The organism is Mycobacterium sp. SMC-18 (assembly GCF_045310895.1).
In the GTDB taxonomy this organism is placed as follows: Bacteria; Actinomycetota; Actinomycetes; order Mycobacteriales; family Mycobacteriaceae; genus Mycobacterium.
Map to the genome: position 1 here is coordinate 205,707 of NZ_JBJIAL010000001.1, position 13,955 is coordinate 219,661.

10 protein-coding genes are annotated in these 13,955 nt (G+C 66.9%); 4 read left to right on the forward strand and 6 right to left on the reverse strand.

Annotation, left to right across the window (positions count from 1 at the left end):
* Nucleotides 1–54: 54 nt before the first annotated feature.
* On the reverse strand, nt 55–1,458 hold the full coding sequence (locus ACJH6J_RS01030) for an HNH endonuclease signature motif containing protein (protein WP_212814337.1): 1,404 nt from the start codon (nt 1,456–1,458) through the stop codon (nt 55–57).
* A 164-nt stretch (nt 1,459–1,622) separates the two neighbouring features.
* Nucleotides 1,623–2,084, reverse strand: a complete 462-nt coding sequence (locus ACJH6J_RS01035) for an SRPBCC family protein (RefSeq protein WP_212814335.1) — start codon at nt 2,082–2,084, stop codon at nt 1,623–1,625.
* 350 nt (nt 2,085–2,434) lie between these two features.
* On the opposite strand from ACJH6J_RS01035, the gene ACJH6J_RS01040 reads away from it, so the two are divergent.
* Nucleotides 2,435–3,004 carry a peptidoglycan endopeptidase gene (locus tag ACJH6J_RS01040; protein ID WP_212814333.1) on the forward strand — a complete coding sequence of 190 codons (570 nt, stop codon included), beginning with the start codon at nt 2,435–2,437 and terminating at the stop codon, nt 3,002–3,004.
* Between the two features lie 65 nt (nt 3,005–3,069).
* Here ACJH6J_RS01040 and ACJH6J_RS01045 read toward each other — a convergent pair whose 3' ends face one another.
* A complete protein-coding gene (locus ACJH6J_RS01045; RefSeq protein WP_212814331.1) occupies nt 3,070–5,445 on the reverse strand; it encodes an excinuclease ABC subunit UvrA in 2,376 nt (791 codons plus the stop codon).
* A gap of 127 nt (nt 5,446–5,572) precedes the next feature.
* Entirely contained in the window at nt 5,573–8,014 is a 2,442-nt protein-coding gene (locus ACJH6J_RS01050) for a Tex family protein (protein ID WP_212814329.1), read from the reverse strand.
* A 113-nt stretch (nt 8,015–8,127) separates the two neighbouring features.
* On the opposite strand from ACJH6J_RS01050, the gene ACJH6J_RS01055 reads away from it, so the two are divergent.
* Entirely contained in the window at nt 8,128–9,294 is a 1,167-nt protein-coding gene (locus tag ACJH6J_RS01055; RefSeq protein WP_212814327.1) for a GGDEF domain-containing protein, read from the forward strand.
* A 9-nt stretch (nt 9,295–9,303) separates the two neighbouring features.
* Here ACJH6J_RS01055 and ACJH6J_RS01060 read toward each other — a convergent pair whose 3' ends face one another.
* Nucleotides 9,304–10,590 (reverse strand): lipase family protein, encoded by a 1,287-nt coding sequence (locus tag ACJH6J_RS01060; protein ID WP_406801486.1) that lies wholly within the window; start codon nt 10,588–10,590, stop codon nt 9,304–9,306.
* Nucleotides 10,591–10,856: 266 nt separating this feature from the next.
* Between ACJH6J_RS01060 and ACJH6J_RS01065 the strand changes: the two genes are divergently transcribed.
* Both ACJH6J_RS01065 and ACJH6J_RS01070 read left to right on the forward strand, forming a co-directional pair.
* Nucleotides 10,857–11,549, forward strand: coding sequence for a hypothetical protein (locus ACJH6J_RS01065; protein ID WP_212814323.1), 693 nt, complete (start codon nt 10,857–10,859; stop codon nt 11,547–11,549).
* Between the two features lie 2 nt (nt 11,550–11,551).
* The gene (locus tag ACJH6J_RS01070; RefSeq protein WP_212814321.1) at nt 11,552–13,510 is read left to right on the forward strand and encodes a YhgE/Pip domain-containing protein; all 1,959 of its coding nucleotides are present in this window, start codon (nt 11,552–11,554) and stop codon (nt 13,508–13,510) included.
* 6 nt (nt 13,511–13,516) lie between these two features.
* On the opposite strand, the gene ACJH6J_RS01075 is transcribed toward ACJH6J_RS01070, so the two are convergent.
* Nucleotides 13,517–13,945: a VOC family protein gene (locus ACJH6J_RS01075; protein WP_212814318.1), complete on the reverse strand. Its 429-nt coding sequence runs from the start codon at nt 13,943–13,945 to the stop codon at nt 13,517–13,519.
* Nucleotides 13,946–13,955: the final 10 nt, after the last annotated feature.

Sequence of the window (13,955 nt, forward strand, 5' to 3'; positions counted from 1 at the left end):
ATTCGCCCATAGGACATCGCCGGTGAGGCTGGGTTGCCGCATCGGGGCGTCGTATCAGGTTGCGGGACTGTCTGTTTCACCATCGGAATCTCCGCTCTCGGGCGGGTAGAGCGTGGGGTGGTGGTAGTGGTTGGTTCGTGGTTGGCCGACGTCGAGCAGGGGTGGTGGGGTCCATTGGGTGCGACCGTCGGGGCCCATGGTGGTGTGCCAGCCGCCGGTGTCGACCAGACGGTTGTCGCGGCCGCAGGCCAGGGTGAGGTTGGTGATGTCGGTGGGGCCGTCGTCGCGCCAGTTGGTGTTGACGTGATGAGCCTGCGAGCGCGAGGCGGGGGCGATGCAGTTGGGGCGGGTGCAGCCGTGGTCGCGGGCGAACAACGCCAGGCGTTGGGCTGTACTGGCGGTTCTCGCTGCCCGGCCCAAGTAGAGCGGTTGGCCGGTGTGCTCATCGAACACCGCCAGGTAGTTGTCCGAGCCCTGGGCTGCCATCCGCACCAGATCCTTCACCAGGAGCTTGGTACCGGTGTGGGTGAGCGCCATCCCGGCGCGCTTTTCCAGCTCGGTGACGGTGCAGGTGGCGACCACCGCGACGGGGAACCCGTTGTGCACCCCGGAGGTTCCGGTGGCCAGCATCATCCGGCCCACGAATTTGAAGGCGTCGTACTGCCGCTGCGCCACAGTCCTTGTGTCGTTGTCGATCTGCTCCTGCGTCGGGGTCCCGGAGAAGCAGGGTTCCGGATCGGCCGGGTTGCACATGCCCGGGGCGGCGTACTTGTCGAACAACACCTCCCAGTAAGCCCGCCCTTCCGGATCGAGTTGAGCGGTGACGTCGGTGCGCCCGTCAGGCCGCTGCTTACCCATCACGAACGACCGCTTCGGATCCGGCTCATCGTCGTTGGGTTCGGGCCCATCCTGATCCAGCTTGTACAACAAATCCGCCGCGACTTTGCGGAGGTCTTCGGGGGTTTTGACCCGGGCATCGGCCACCAGATCCGTCTCGCACTGCAACAACGTGACCGGGTCGGCCGCCCACAACGGCACCTTGCCGAAAAACCAGGCGATCACCTGCACGTGCTCACTATTGATCGCACCCTCGGCCAACGCGGCGGCCACCAGTTCCCACACCGGACCCAACGCCTCGCCCGTGATCGCCGAGCGCGGACCCAAATTGTCCGTGTCCCGCACCCTCCGGCGGGCCTCCTCCCGGCTGATCCGCAACCGCACATGCAACACCTCAGGCCAATCCTTGGCCCCGATCCCCTTGGCGGTGGCCTGGGTTTGTGCCGCGGCCAGGATCTGATGGTCGACCGCCTCGGCCGCGCACTTCAGGGTTTCGCGGCGGGACTGCAGCTCCAACAGGACTTTGATGGGCAACCCGCTGTAGTCCAGGCCGTTGACCGTGGCGATCGCATCCTCAAGCGCCGCGTAGGCGTTGAGGACAGTAGCGGAGTCGATGGCCATACTCGAACATTAGTTCGAATCACCGACAAGGCGCTGTGACGAATGGGCCACTAGTTACCTCCTGCAACCAGCGCTAACAAAGTGACCAAAGTTTTTTCGAGAGCGTCGCCGGTAAGGCAAGGAAACCCGGCCATCCAGCGCGGCACCCCATCCGGCAGCCTGGATCAGCCCAAGCTTTTCTCAAAATGACGCCGAATGGCAGCGAGCATCGCCGCGTGCGCCTTCTCCGCCTGCGCAGCAGTGAAAGCCATGAACGGAGAAGGTGCCTCTATATCCACTACCTCGGTGAGAGCGGTGCCTGCGCCGGCAGGCGCGAAGGTGACGGTGCCACTGAGCCGCACGGACGGAAATTGGCGCGCCTCGGTGTGCACGACGCCGTCGGGCGCGATCAGCACCGTGGCCCGGTAGGTCACGCGCAGACTCAACGGGCCGAATGGGATGCGATCCCGCACCCGATAGTCACGGCGGCGGCCCCGCACATCCTGCTGATCGGCCAGACAGTCCACCGCCACCACGAGCGGATGAACCAGCTTCATATTCGCCAGATCTGTATAGAAGGTGCGGACTTCGTCGGGCGTCCCCGGCACCTCTTCCCTGAGTTCGAACCGGGACCGCGACAGCCACATCGACCCACCGTAACTTGACCGTTTCAGATGGTCAGCCAGTATCCGCCGAATCGGCGGCATGAGCTGCCCGACAGGACGTCGAAACCGACGCAAAAGCCGCGCAGAGGCCGGTCACGCCGGTCTCGGAATTAGCTGGTCACGACCTCGCAACGACCGTCACGACCTTGCATTTGCGCAAAAGCTGTGTATGGCAGTATGTTTTGCGCATTCACCTGCGAAGACGTGAAATCGCTTCTGCCCCAAACGATGCGAATACACACCGATGTAACGCACACCACAGGATTCGCGAAACGTGATGGCAGACACAGTATTTTGACCGTCGCGATTTTCCGTTGCTAGCGTTCATCGCCATGTTTGCTATTGCGACCGCCTCGCTGCTGGCTTTGGTCAACCAGGTTTCGGGTACGCCGTACGTCTCCGGCGGAGACACGGCACGCGGCACTGACTGCTCCGGACTGGCCTCCTGGGTGGCCAACGCGGCCACCGGCCGCCCCATCTACGGCAACCGGTTCAACACCGGCAACGAAGAGGCCGCACTGCGGGCTCGTGGCTTCCTGCCCGGCACCGCGCCCGGCGCCCTGAACATCGGCTGGAACGGCGGCCACACGGCCGTGACGCTGCCGGACGGCACTCCGGTGTCCAGCGGTGAGGGCGGTGGCGTCCGCATCGGTGGCGGCGGCGCCTTCCAGCGCCAGTTCACCCACCACATGCACCTGCCGATGGCCCCGGGTGAGGACATCCCCGCCGACCTGCCTCTCGACGGCCCGCTGGACGCGCCCCTGGCGCCTCCGGCCGACCCGGCCGACCTCCCGGCCCCGGAAATCATCGAGGCGGCCAACTTCGCGCCCGCTCCCGAGGCCCCGGCGCCGGCCCCCGAGGCGCCTGCCCCGGCTCCTGAGGGCCCGGAGATGCCCGTCTAACCGTTCGACGACCCCTCTGTTTCACAGTCAGGGCTGCCACCGCTCAGCGATGGCAGCCCTGACTGCTATCTGACGTCTTCGGCAAGGTGGGTTCCGGTCAGGGTGTTCCCGGCCGCGACCAGGTCGGCCGGAGAACCCTCGAAGATGACCCGGCCGCCGTCGTGACCTGCGCCGGGACCCAGGTCGATGATCCAGTCGGCGTGCGCCATGACGGCCTGGTGATGTTCGATGACGAGGACCGACTTGCCGCCGTCGACGATCCGGTCCAAGAGCGCGAGCAGTTGCTCGACGTCCGCCAGGTGCAGGCCGGTGGTCGGCTCGTCGAGGATGTAGATGTCGCCCTTCTCCCCCATCTGCGTGGCGAGCTTGAGTCGTTGTCGCTCCCCGCCGGACAGTGTGGTCAGCGGCTGCCCGAGCGTGAGGTAGCCCAGCCCGACGTCCACCATCCGGGCGAGGATTTTCTGTGCGGCCGGCACTTTCGCGTCACCGTCGGAGAAGAACTGCTCGGCCTCGGCGACGGGCATGGCGAGCACTTCGGCGATGTTCTGCCCGCCCAGGGTGTATTCGAGCACCGAGGCCCCGAACCGCCGGCCTTCGCACTCTTCACAGCGCGACTCGACGGTCGCCATCACTCCCAGGTCGGTGTAGATGACTCCGGCTCCGTTGCATGCCGGGCAGGCGCCTTCCGAATTCGAGCTGAACAGTGCGGGTTTGACGTCGTTGGCCTTGGCGAACGCCTTGCGGATGTGGTCGAGCAGTCCGGTATAGGTGGCCGGGTTGCTGCGTCGCGATCCCCGGATCGGCGCCTGGTCGATGGTGACGACGCCGTCGCGCCCGGCCACCGACCCGTCGATCAGGGAGCTCTTGCCCGAGCCCGCCACGCCCGTGATCACGGCGAGCACGCCGAGCGGGATGTCCACGTCGACGTCCTGCAGATTGTTGGTGTTTGCGCCACGAATCTCCAACGCCCCGTTGGCTTCTCGCACCGACTCCTTCAGCGCCGCCCGGTCGTCGAGATGCCGTCCGGTGATACTGCCGCTACCGCGCAGCCCCTTCACCGTGCCTTCGTAAACCACCTGGCCGCCACCCGAGCCCGCCTCGGGACCGAGGTCCACCACGTGGTCGGCGATGGCGATCACTTCCGGCTTGTGTTCGACGACCAGCACGGTGTTTCCCTTGTCCCGCAGCTGAATCAACAGGTCGTTCATGCGGGTGATGTCGTGCGGATGCAGTCCGATGGTCGGCTCGTCGAACACGTAGGTGACGTCGGTCAGGGCCGAGCCGAGGTGGCGAATCATCTTGACCCGCTGCGCTTCTCCGCCGGAGAGTGTGCCGGCGGGGCGCGCCAGGGAGAGGTAGCCCAGACCGATCGCGACAAACGAGTCGAGCGTGTGCCGCAATGTCGCCAACAGGGGCGCCACGCCGGCGCCGAGGCGCTTGTCGTCGGCCAGCGCCCCGACCCACTCCGCGAGGTCGGTGATCTGCATGGCGCAGGCCTCGGCGATGTTGACGCCCTTGATCTTTGACGAGCGAGCCAGCTCCGACAACCGGGTGCCGTCGCACTCGGGACAAGTCGTGAACGTCACCGCCCGCTCGACGAACGCCCGGATATGGGGCTGCATCGCCTCGACGTCCTTGCTCAGGAACGATTTCTTGATCTGCGGGATCAGCCCCAGGTAGGTGAGGTTGACGCCGTCGACCTTGATCTTGGTCGCCTCCTTGTGCAGCAGGGCGTCCAGTTCCTTCTTGGTGAACTTCTTGATCGGCTTGTCGGGGTCGAAGAAGCCGCAGCCGTTGAAGATTCGGCCGTACCAGCCGTCGATGCTGAAGCCGGGAATGGTGATGGCGCCCTCGTTGATCGACTTGCTGTCGTCGTACAGCGCGGTGAGATCGATGTCGTTGACGGCGCCACGACCCTCACACCGCAGACACATACCGCCCACGATGTTGAAGTCGCGACGCTCTTTGACGGTGCGTCCGGCGCGCTCCATGGTCACCGCCCCGGCCCCGCTGATCGAGGCGACGTTGAACGAGAACGCCTGCGGCGAGCCGATGTTCGGTTCACCGATCCGGCTGAACAGGATCCGGAGCAGCGCACCGGTGTCGGTGGCGGTGCCGACCGTGGAGCGTGGGTCGGAGCCCATCCGCTCCTGGTCGACGATGATCGCGGTCGTCAAACCCTCGAGCACGTCGACGTCGGGGCGGGCCTGCGACGGCATGAAGCCCTGCACGAATGCGCTGTAGGTCTCGTTGATCAGCCGCTGCGATTCGGCGGCGATGGTGTCGAACACCAGCGAGCTCTTGCCGGAGCCGGACACCCCGGTGAACACCGTCAGCCGCCGCTTGGGGATCTCGACGCTGATGTCCTTGAGGTTGTTCTCCCGGGCACCGACCACGCGGATGAGGTCATGGCTGTCAGCGGCATGCGTTCTGCTGGGCATACCCACACGCTAACCGGGCCTCGAGCCGGGTCGCTTCTCGATTCCTGATCACTTCTCGCGAGCAGCCATAAAACTGTCGAAAATCACTGGGATATCGACAGTTTTATGTCTCCTCGCGAGAACACCGCTACTTGCCGAAGCCCGCCTTGCGCAGGGCGTCGGCCATCGAGCCGGACGGCACAGACTCGCGGCGGCCACCGCCATTGCCGCGCTGCGGATTACGTCCGCGATCTTGGCCATTGCCGCGGTTCTGTCCGCCACCGTTACCGCCGCGGTTGCCGCCATCGCGTCCGCGCGGCTGCCCGCCGCCGTCGCGCCGGGCTCCGCCGCCCTGCTCGGGCCGCTTGCCGTCGCGGGCGCGCTGCGGGTCGTCGTTGAGCCGCAGGCTCAGTCCGATGCGCTGCCGCTCGACATCGACCTCGAGCACCTTGACTTTGACGACCTGGCCGGACTTGACCACCTCGTGCGGGTCGGAGACGAAGCGGTCGGCCATCGCCGACACGTGCACCAGACCGTCCTGGTGCACGCCGACGTCCACGAAAGCGCCGAACGCGGCCACGTTCGTCACGACGCCCTCGAGCACCATGCCGACCTTGAGGTCGGACACCTTCTCGACGCCGGCCGCGAAGGTCGCGGTGGAGAACGCGGGGCGCGGGTCGCGGCCCGGCTTCTCCAGCTCGCCCAGGATGTCGGTCACGGTCGGGATGCCGAATCGTTCGTCGGCGAAGTCGCCCGGCTTGAGCGCGCGCAGCTTCCGCTCGTCGCCGATCAGTTCGGCGAGGGTGACGCCGGCGCGGTCGAGGATGCGCCGCACCACCGGGTAGGCCTCGGGATGCACACCCGAGGCGTCCAGCGGGTCGTCGCCTTCCCGGATGCGCAGGAAGCCGGCGCACTGCTCAAAAGCCTTGGGGCCCAGACGTGGAACGTCGAGCAGACCGCTGCGGCTGCGGAACGGTCCGGTCTTGTCGCGGTACGACACGATCGACTCGGCCAGCGATTCGGTGACGCCGGAGACCTTGGCCAGCAGCGGCACCGAGGCCGTGTTGAGGTCGACACCGACCGCGTTCACGGCGTCCTCGACCACCGCGTCGAGGCTGCGGGCCAGGGTTCCGGGCGTCACGTCGTGCTGGTACTGCCCGACGCCGATCGACTTCGGCTCGATCTTGACCAGTTCGGCGAGCGGGTCCTGCAGACGACGGGCGATCGAGACCGCGCCGCGCAGCGTCACGTCCAGGTCGGGCAGCTCGTGGGCGGCATAGGCCGATGCCGAGTACACCGAGGCGCCGGCCTCGCTGACGATCGCCTTGGTCGGCAGCCGCTTGGGACCGGACGCGCCCGCCGCCTTCAGGTCGGCGATGAGTTCGGTTGCCAGCGCATCGGTTTCGCGGGACGCGGTGCCGTTACCGATGGCGATCAGTTCGACGTTGTGCCGCGCGACGAGGGCGGCCAGCGTCGCCTTGGCGTCGTTCCACTTGTTCTGCGGCTGATGCGGGTAGATGGCACAGGTGTCGACGACCTTGCCGGTGCCGTCCACCACCGCGACCTTCACACCGGTGCGGAACCCGGGATCGAGTCCCAGCGTGGCGCGGGTTCCGGCCGGCGCGGCCAGCAGCAGGTCCTTGAGATTCTTGGCGAACACCGCGACGGCGTCCTCCTCGGCGCGCTGCCGCAGCCGGATCCGGGCGTCGACGGCCGCCGAGAACATCAGCTTGGTGCGCCAGGCCCAGCCGACCGTCGCGGTCAGCCACGGCGTGGCGGCGCCCCCGGCAGCCATGTCCACACCGAGCGACTGCGCGATCATGGCCTGGTACAGCGTCTCGTCGCCGCCGTCGAAGTTGAGCGACAGCGCCTCTTCCTTCTCACCTCGCAATACCGCCAGCACGCGGTGCGACGGCATGTCCTCGAGCGGCTCGGAGTACTCGAAGTAGTCGCGGAACTTCTGGGCGGCAGGGCTTTTCGCCGCCTCCTCCGACCACGGCTTGGTGGTCAGGGTGCCGTCGGACCAGAACTTCTCGCGCACGGCACCGACCAGTTCGGCGTCCTCGGACACCCGCTCCACCAGGATGTGGCGCGCGCCGTCGAGTGCGGCGGCGACGTCGGCCACCTCCTCACCCAGGAACTCGGCGGCCACGTCCTCGGGGTTGAGCGTGGGGTCGGCGAGCAGCCGGTCCGCCAGCGGCTCCAGGCCGGCCTCGCGGGCGATCTGCGCCTTGGTGCGGCGCTTGGGCTTGTACGGCAGGTAGATGTCTTCGACCCTGGACTTCGTCTCGGCGGCCAGCAGCGCCGCCTTCAGGTCGTCGGTGAGCTTGCCCTGTTCTTCGATCGAGGCCAGCACAGCGTCGCGCCGCTGATCCAGTTCACGCAGATACCGGAGCCGCTCCTCGAGGGTGCGGAGCTGACCGTCGTCCAGGCTGCCGGTGACTTCCTTGCGGTACCGCGCGATGAACGGCACGGTCGCGCCTTCGTCCAGCAGCCGTACCGCGGCGTCGACCTGACCTTCGGCGACGGCCAACTCTTCGGCCAGGCGGGCGTTCACGGACTTGACGACAGACTTGACGCTCAAATTCACGGGCTGGACCCTACCCAATGCTGCCGACAGTCGTCGGCAGCGGCGAGTAAGTTTGCGCTATGCCTCAGCCGATCCCGACGCACCACGCCCCTGGGCGCACCCGGTAGCGCGACATGAATCCCGACGTGCGCACCCTGTGGATGGTCGTCTCCATGACCGCCCTGCTGTTCGGGTTGCTGCATGTCTGGGTGGGGGCCGGTAGGCGGCGACATCCGGCGGTCCAGCTGTGGGGCGCGGGCAATTTCCTGGGTGCCCTCGGAGCCGGGCTGCTGAGCGCCCGCGGGCTGGTGCCCGAGGTGTTGTCGGTGACGGTCTCCAACGTCCTGATCGTCATGTGCTGGTCGTTGATCTGGGGTGGTCTGTGCGCCTTCAACGGCCAGCCGGTCCGCGGCCGGGTGATGGCTGCCGGGCCGCTGGTGGTGCTGGCCGCGTTCGAGTTGATACCGCCGTTCAACGTCAGCATCCCGGCCCGGGTGTCCCTGACGGCTCTCGTGCTGGCCGGATATTTCGCGCTCAGCGTCGTCGACGGCATCAAAGCCCAGCGTGTCGAGCGCCTGGCGTCGCGGCGCATCCTGATCGGCCTGTACGTCGTCGCGGCCGCGGCGACCGTCGCGCGTTCGGTCAGCCTCCATCTGGACGCCGGCGCGGTGCAGTTCGCCACCACCAGCGCGGCCGTGTCGGTGCCGATGCTCTTCTTCGCTTTCGCCGTGATGGCCATCAACCTGTGCCTGTCGCTGATGGGTTGGGAGCGGCTCGAGGATCAATTGGCCGACGCGGCGATGCTCGACTCTCTCACCAGGACGCTGAACCGCGCGGGCTTCATGATCCAGGCGCAGCGGCTGGCCGAGGAGTGCGTCGCGCGCCAGTTGCGGTGCTCGGTCATCGTGATGGATCTGGATGAGTTCAAGGCCGTCAACGACGTCTTCGGGCACGAGGCCGGCGACCGGCTGCTGACCGAGTTCGCATGCGTGGCACGGTCGAATCTGCGCAGCGGCGACCTGTTGGCGCGGATCGGCGGCGAGGAATTCTGCGCGATGCTGCCGGGTGTCGACGAAAGTCAGGCGGCCGTCATCGCCGACCGGCTCCGGGTGGCGTTCGCCGCCGCCACGTTCAGCCACAATGACGCGGTGCTCGCCGGAACGGTGAGCATCGGGGTATCGCAGCTCGGGCACAAGGCGGGGTTGCGGTCGGCGATCCGCCGCGCCGACGTGGCGATGTACGAAGCGAAGAGCCGGGGCCGCGACCGCGTGATCCGCGCCTCCGCGGCGGGCAGGGACTGAGCTCTCGACTCAGTACGTCCCGCAGTTCGGCGACGTGGGCTCACCGTTGAAGCGCGCCGCGATCCATTGCATGGCGGGCTCGCCGTCGACCAGCATCGGCAGGGCATGGTTGATCACCAGTTTGTTCAGGAACGGGGGCTCCTCGTTGGTGCGGAACTCGACATCGGCCCCCTTGTCGCACCAGTCCCGCCCGAGCTGGTTGGCCGCGGTCCACGGCACGAGCGGGTCGTAGCGGTTGCTGTTGATGAGGACCGGAGCGTTGGGCTTGTACTTGCCGAGCTTCTGCATGTCGAACAGCGTCTTGAAGGGCTCTTCCTCGACCAGCACGTTGATGTCCTCGGTGAAGTACGGCTGCAGATGCCGGAACATGAAGTCGACGATGGTCTGACCGACGCACTGCCGTGAGACGCTCTCGAGCATGTCCTTGCCGCGCTGGGTGAGCTTGGAGCGGATCAGGTCGGCGAACTCGGGGTAGGCGTAGATTTCGCCGTTGAGCGCGTAACCGACCACGCCGACCAGCGCGCTGCCGTCGGTGTACGGGAACAGTTCCTTGAGATCGGCGACCGGCGCCCCGGCGTACGTGCCGACGACGTGCAGTTCAGGCGCGTAGGACGACGCCAGCTCGGCCGCCGACGCCGCAGCGCCTCCGCCTTGCGAGTACCCCCAGAAAGCAACGGGCCCATCGGGATCCAGTGAGGTGCCCGGCAGCTTCTTGGCGGCGCGCGCGGCGTCGAGCACCGCGGCGGCCTCGGCCACGCGGTTGACGTACGTGTGCATCCCGGGAGTACCGAGGCCCTCGTAGTCGGTCATCACGATCGCGAAACCGCGGGCGACCATCGTGGCGATGAACGCCTCTTCGTAGTTGACCATGATGTCCCAGCCACCCGAATAGTGGATGCCCTGGTTGAACTGCCGCGACGGCGCACACTGATTGCCCTGGCCCTGGGTGCCCACCGCGTAGCTGATGAGCGGCCGTGGCCCCTTGCCGGGCCAGTCGTTGTACGGCTCGAAATAGGTGCCGGTGACGGCGACCGGATTTCCGCGGGCATCGGTGCTGCGGTACATGATTCGCGTTCCGGTCGCCATGATGGCGCCGAGCTGGCCGGACGGTTCGAGCACCAGACGCGACGGCTCGGTCCGGATCAGATCTCCGGGCTTGCCCGGCGGCAGTGGATCCGGCGGCAGATAGAACTCGGCGTACTGCGGCTCGTCGCCGTCAGCGTGGGCTGCGGGCAGTCCCGTGAGCAGTGAACCAATGAGTAGACATGCGGCCAGAACGCCCCCGAAACGATGCATAACGGGACAATAACAATGGGACTCTCGTACACGAAATCAGGAATACCTGAAACCAAGAATTCAATTCTTGACGGACGTCGAGTGACAGGCCGCACAGACATTACCTGGAAGCGATCCACGAAGTCGGCGCGCCCGATGTGTCCGCCACGGCATATCGCGAGCGATTCCGCGTGACATCACACCTGCGAGAACGCCGCTATCGGAGTTTCTGCCCCGGCGCGCTGATTTACTGGCCATCGTTACTTCGACCCCGGAGATGAGCAGCAATGGACGACGAGACGACGGCCGCCCCCGACACAGCGGACAGCCCGCCGGTGATCACCGCGCAGGGGCTCGCTGTCATCGGCGAGCACGGCCCGCTCTTCTCTGATGTCGACCTGGAGCTGCGGCCCGGATTCCACGCCATACAGATGCCGGGCGGTCCGGCGCAGCACACGCTCCTGCTGTCGCTGGCAGGCCGGCTCAAGCCGACGCGCGGCACCGTCACCGTCAACGGCGCGACGGGGCCCCGCGGCATCCGGAAGCACTGTGCCATCGCCGCGTTCGCCGACATCGACGACCTGGAAGACATGGTGACGGTCCAGACGGTCATCACCGAGCAGCGCCGCTGGGTGTCGCCGTTCCCGGCCTGGGTTCCGGTCCAGTCGGACGTCCCGGAGATGACGGCGGTCTTCGGCGACGACCTTCCGCTGCTGTCGCCAAAGAGCTTCATCATCGAGCTGTCCGATCTCGAGCTCTTTCTGCTGCGCATCACCCTGGCCCTGATGTCCGACCGGCCGGTGCTGATCGTCGGCGACCTCGAGCAGGTCCGCGACAACGAACGCCGTGCCCTCGCGGTACAGCGGCTCGGCGCCCTCGCCGAGCACCGCACCGTCGTCGTCGGAGTGACCAACCCGCTGGGCGAGGACGCCCCCGACCACGTTCTGCATGACCGCCGCATGCTGACCGGAAAGGCCTGACCATGCTTGCTGGACTCGCATTCGGCTCTGAGATCAAGCGATTCGGCCGCAGCCGCATGACGCGCGCCGCGATCGTGGTGCTGATGCTGCTGCCGCTGGTGTACGGCGCGCTGTACCTGTGGGCGTTCTGGGACCCGTTCGGCCAGGTCAACAAGATGCCAGTGGCCCTGGTGAACGCCGACCGCGGCGCCGTCGTCGAGGGCGTCCACGTCAACGCGGGCGACGAGATCGCCCGGAGCCTGACCGCGGACCACAGCCTCGACTGGCATGTGGTCAGCGACAAGGAGGCGCGCGACGGCGTCGAGCACGGCAAGTTCTACTTCATGCTGGAGCTGCCGGAGAACTTCAGCGAGGCCATCGCCTCACCCGTCAGCGGCGATCCCCAGAAGGCCCAGCTGATCGCGGTGTACAACGACGCCAACAACTACATCTCCTCGACCATCGGACGCACGGCCACCAGCCAGGTGCTCAACGCGGTGTCGACGCGCATCTCCGGCCAGGCGGTGAATCAGATTCTGTCCGTGGTGGTTTCGTCCGGAGCCGGCATCAAGCAGGCCGCCGACGGAGCGCAGAAGCTGGCCGACGGCGCGGCGCAGGTCGACACCGGCGCCGGCAAGCTGGTCGGCGGCCTCGACGACGCCCGGAACGGCTCGGCCAAGCTGTCGGCCGGCGCCAAACAACTCTCCTCCGGAATCAACCAGGCCACCGATCCGCTGCTGAAAGTGACCAAGGCCCTGTCGCAGGTCGGCGGGAGCACCGAGCAGTTGCAGCAGAGCGCGACGGCGCTGGAGCAGGCCGCCGATCAGGCCGGCGCGCTCGCCACCGCGCAGGACACCGCGGCAGCAGCGATCGGTTCGGTGATCCAACAACTTTCGGTGAACCAGGACCCGGTTTCGGTCGGCGCGGTCAACACCCTGCGCGGCGTCCAGGACCAGCTGAACGGCCACCAGTTCACGCCACAGATCCGCCAGCAGATCACCGATGGCCGCAATGCCGCGATCTCGATGACCGAGAACCTGCGCTCCCCCGGCAGCCCGCTGCGGACTGCTCTCGATCAGGTGGGCGGCAGCGGCCAGCAGCTCACCGACAAACTGAACCAATTGCGTAACGGCGCCCAGCAGTTGGCCACCGGCAATGCGCAATTGGCAAGCGGCATCGTGCAACTCGATGACGGGGCGCGCCAGTTGAAGTCGGGCACCGTTCAACTCAAGGACGGCAACCACGAACTGGCCACCAAGCTGGCCGACGGCGCCAAGCAGGTGCCGACGTGGACCGAGCAGCAGAAGCAGGCCATCGCCGACACCATCGGCGGTCCGGTGAACCTGGAGTCCTCACACGAGAACGGTGCCCCCAACTTCGCCACCGGCATGGCCCCGTTCTTCCTGACGCTGGCCCTGTTCTTCGGTGCGCTCGTCCTGTGGATGGTGTTGCGGCCCTTGCAGAACCGCCCGATCGCCGCCGAGGTGCTGGCCATTCGCGTGGTGTTCGCCAGCTATCTGCCCGCGGCGGTCCTCGCCCTGGGCCAGTCGATCATCCTGTACTGCGTGGTGCGGTTCGCCCTCGGCATGCAGGTGGCGCATCCGGTGGCGATGCTCGGCTTCATGATGCTGATCTCGCTGGCCTTCGTCGCCGCGACGCAGGCCATCAACGCACTGGTCGGGCCGGCGGTCGGCCGCGTGCTGATCATGGCCCTGCTGATGCTGCAGATGGTCAGTGCCGGCGGGATGTACCCGGTCGAGACGACGTCCAGGCCGTTCCAGGTGATGCACAAGTTCGATCCGATGACGTTCGGTGTCAACGGACTTCGCCAGCTGATCCTCGGCGGCATCGACGGCCGGCTGTGGCAGGCCATCATCGTGTTGGTGTGCATCTGGCTCGGCGCACTGGGCATTTCCAGCCTGTGCGCCCGCCGCAACCGGACCTGGAACCTGATCCGGCTCTTGCCGGCCATCAAGATGTAGCGGCTTCTACCCCAGGCTGACGGTGCCGTCCGGGTTGACGCGCCAGTTCGGGTTGTGCGCGATTTCCCAGATCACGCCGTTCGGATCCTGGACATGCGCGTGGAACACGCCACCGAACTGACCGGGCTGCGGCGGCTTGAGTGTGGTGCCGCCCGCGGCGGTCATCGCGGCCGCCAGCTCGACGACTGCGTCCGGGCTGTCGACGTTGTGCGCCAACGTGATTCCGCTGACCTGCGAATGGTCGGCAGCCTGTGCGAGGTCGGCATTGAACTTCTCCGCGAGGAAGAATCCGAGCAGCTGACCCGGCGCCGTCTGGTAGAAGATGATCTCCCCCGGCACATCGAGCGCCGGGGTCCACCCGAGCGCGCCGTAGAACTGCCGGGTGGCGTCGAGATCGACCGTGGCCAGGGTGAAGAAGTGCACTTGCTGCTTCATGGCCCCAGGC

Excerpts from the sequence above, each read along its gene's own strand:
- ACJH6J_RS01030 (WP_212814337.1), bottom strand. The coding sequence starts at position 1,458 with ATGGCCATCGACTCCGCTACTGTCCTCAACGCCTACGCGGCGCTTGAG.
- ACJH6J_RS01035 (WP_212814335.1), bottom strand. The coding sequence starts at position 2,084 with ATGTGGCTGTCGCGGTCCCGGTTCGAACTCAGGGAAGAGGTGCCGGGG.
- ACJH6J_RS01040 (WP_212814333.1), top strand. The coding sequence starts at position 2,435 with ATGTTTGCTATTGCGACCGCCTCGCTGCTGGCTTTGGTCAACCAGGTT.
- ACJH6J_RS01045 (WP_212814331.1), bottom strand. The coding sequence starts at position 5,445 with ATGCCCAGCAGAACGCATGCCGCTGACAGCCATGACCTCATCCGCGTG.
- ACJH6J_RS01055 (WP_212814327.1), top strand. The coding sequence starts at position 8,128 with ATGAATCCCGACGTGCGCACCCTGTGGATGGTCGTCTCCATGACCGCC.
- ACJH6J_RS01060 (WP_406801486.1), bottom strand. The coding sequence starts at position 10,590 with ATGCATCGTTTCGGGGGCGTTCTGGCCGCATGTCTACTCATTGGTTCA.
- ACJH6J_RS01065 (WP_212814323.1), top strand. The coding sequence starts at position 10,857 with ATGGACGACGAGACGACGGCCGCCCCCGACACAGCGGACAGCCCGCCG.
- ACJH6J_RS01070 (WP_212814321.1), top strand. The coding sequence starts at position 11,552 with ATGCTTGCTGGACTCGCATTCGGCTCTGAGATCAAGCGATTCGGCCGC.
- ACJH6J_RS01075 (WP_212814318.1), bottom strand. The coding sequence starts at position 13,945 with ATGAAGCAGCAAGTGCACTTCTTCACCCTGGCCACGGTCGATCTCGAC.